This window comes from Plasticicumulans sp., from assembly GCF_035331805.1.
Classification (GTDB): Bacteria; Pseudomonadota; Gammaproteobacteria; order Competibacterales; family Competibacteraceae; genus Plasticicumulans.
This window is the reverse complement of record NZ_DAOLKE010000418.1, coordinates 1-2,826: the sequence shown is the minus strand read 5'-3', so window position 1 is coordinate 2,826 and position 2,826 is coordinate 1. Positions and strand designations below refer to the sequence as shown.

Annotated in this window: 2 protein-coding genes; both read left to right on the top strand. The window is 74.1% G+C overall.

The annotated features are described in order from the left end of the window. Window positions 1-43: 43 nt before the first annotated feature. Window positions 44-1,636 (top strand): MFS transporter, encoded by a 1,593-nt coding sequence (locus PKE44_RS17780; RefSeq protein WP_324553928.1) that lies wholly within the window; start codon window positions 44-46, stop codon window positions 1,634-1,636. Window positions 1,637-1,839: 203 nt separating this feature from the next. Next, window positions 1,840-2,820, top strand: a complete 981-nt coding sequence (locus tag PKE44_RS17775; protein ID WP_324553926.1) for an alpha/beta hydrolase — start codon at window positions 1,840-1,842, stop codon at window positions 2,818-2,820. Window positions 2,821-2,826 lie beyond the last annotated feature (6 nt).

Below are 2,826 nucleotides of genomic sequence, written 5' to 3'. Positions count from 1 at the left end.
GGTCCCGCCGCCGGCCGGGGCGCCGGCCAGCGCCTGGAGTCCGCTGCGCCATCGCACCTTCCGCTGGCTGTGGCTGGCGGCGATCGCGTCGAACATCGGCACCTGGATGCACGAGGTCGGCGCCGGCTGGCTGATGACGACGCTGTCGCCGAGCCCGCTGCTGGTGTCGCTGGTGCAGGCCGCCGGGGCGGCGCCGATGTTCGTGCTGGCGCTGCCGGCCGGCGCGCTGTCCGACATCGTCGATCGCCGGCGCTTCCTGATCGGCGTGCAGATCTGGATGGCGCTGGTCGCCGCCGCACTCGCGGCGGCGACGCTCACCGGCGCGATGACGCCGGGGCTGCTGCTCGGGCTGACCGCGGCACTCGGCATCGGCTCGGCGCTGATGGCGCCGGCCTGGGCGGCGCTGACGCCGGAGCTGGTGCCGAAGCCCGAGCTGCAATCGGCGATCGCGCTCTCCAGCGTCGGCATCAACGTCGCGCGCGCGATCGGGCCGGCGCTGGCCGGGCTGATCGTCAGCAGCGTCGGGCCGTGGGCGACCTTCGCGCTGAACGCCGCGTCGTTTGCCGGCGTCATCGTCGTGCTCGCCGGCTGGCGCCGCGCGCCGGCGGTATCGACGCTGCCGTCCGAGCGCTTCTTCGGCGCGCTGCGTGCCGGCTGGCGCTACGCGCGCAGCGCCCCGCGGCTGCAGGCGGTGATCGTGCGCGCGCTGGCCTTCTTCGTGTTCGCGAGCGCCGGGCTCGGCCTGCTGCCGCTGCTGGTGCGGCGGCTGCCGGACGGCAGCGCCGGCGTCTACGGCGCACTGCTCGCCTGCGTCGGCGTCGGCGCGGTCGGCGGCGCCTTCCTGCTGCCGAAGCTGCGCGAGCGCGTGTCGGCCGACCAGCTCGTGGCCGGGGCGAGCGCGCTGTACGCCGGCGTGCTGCTCGCGCTGGCGCTGCTGCCGTCGGCGCCGTGGCTGGCGCCGGTGATGCTGGCCAGCGGTGCGGCCTGGATCGCCGTGCTGTCCTCGTTCCAGGTCGCCGCGCAGACCGCCGCGCCGCCGTGGGTGCGGGCACGCGCGCTCGCCGTCTACATGCTCGCGTTCAACGGCGCGATGGCCGCCGGCGCGGCGCTCTGGGGCACGATCGCCGCGCACCAGGCGCCGGCCGTGGCGCTCGTCGCCGCCGCGGCCGGGCTGCTGCTGCTGATCCTGCCGGTGCGCCGCTTCCGGCTCGCCTGCGCGGCGGCCGATGACCTGTCGCCGTCGCTGCACTGGCCGATGCCGCTGGCCGAAGGCACGGCCATCGAGCACGACCGCGGGCCGGTGCTGGTGACGGTCGAATACGAGATTCCGCCGGCGCACGCGGCCGCTTTCGTGCAGGCGATGCAGGCGATGGCGCGCGTGCGCCGGCGCAACGGTGCGCTGAGCTGGGGCCTGTTCCAGGACACCGACCGGCCGCAGCGCTGGGTCGAGTACTTCATCGACGAATCCTGGCTCGAACACCTGCGCCACCACGGCCGCATCACGCACGCCGATGCAGAAATCGAGGCGCGCGTGCGGGCGCTGCACTCGGGGCCGCACGGCCCGCGCATCCATCACCACGTCGGCCCGCCGGCCCCGGGCAGCGGCCTGCTGCCGCTCGGAGCCGGCGAAGGCTGAGCCCGAAGACCGGAGCCACCGCAGCAACGCCCCCCGCACCCGGCTTGCCGGATGTTCATGCCGGGGGCACCGGCTTCTTCATAGGCTTTCAGTTTGCAAGCAAGTCGATTCCAGCGCCGAGTGCGCTCACCGCGACCGTGCGTCCACACGCCCCCGCGTGGCCGGACGGTCGTTCTTTCCGAAGCCCCGCCGAGGAACCCTCCATGGCCGCCGATCCGCAGACCGCTTCGCCCATCGACCCGAACGTCGAACGCCAGACCCGCGTCTTTCTCGAAGCCCTGCTCGCGGCCGGCGGGCCACCGCTGGAAACCCTGGCACCGAAGGATGCGCGCGCCGTGCTGACCGGCGCGCAGGCGAGCGTCGACCTGAAGCTGCCGCCGGCCGAGGTCAGCGAGCGCACGATCGAGCAGGACGGCCACCGCGTGCGCCTGCACATCGTGCGCCCGGCCGGCGTGAGCGGCGTGACGCCGGCCTTCCTGTTCATCCACGGCGGCGGCTGGATCCTCGGCGACTTCCCGACCCACGAGCGCCTGGTGCGCGATCTGGTCGCCGGCTCCGGCGCGACGGCGATCTTCGTCAACTACACGCCCTCGCCCGAGGCGCGCTTTCCGGTGGCGATCGAGGAGAACCACGCGGCGGCGAAGTGGGTCGCGGCGCATGCCGAAGAGCTCGGCATCGACGCGCAGCGCCTCGGGGTGGCCGGCAACAGCGTCGGCGGCAACATGTCGACGGTGCTCTGCCTGATGGCGAAGGATCGCGGCGGTCCGGCGCTGCGCTGCCAGATCCTGCTCTGGCCGGTGACCAACGCCGATTTCTCGAGCGCGAGCTACCAGCAGTTCGCCGAGGCGCACTTCCTGACGCAGGCGATGATGCGCTGGTTCTGGGACGCCTACACGACCGATCCGGCCGAGCGCGCCCACCGCTACGCCTCGCCGCTGCGCGCCAGCGACGCCGAACTCGCCGGCCTGCCGCCGGCGCTGATCCAGACCGCCGAGTGCGACGTGCTGCGCGACGAGGGCGAGGCCTACGCCCGCCGCCTCGATGCCGCCGGCGTCGAGGTGACGCTGACCCGCCACGGCGGCCTGATCCACGACTACGGCCTGCTGAACCCGGTCGCGCACATTCCGGCCGTGCAGACGGCGGTGCGCCAGGCGGCGGCGCAGCTGAAGCATTATCTGGGCTGAGGCCGG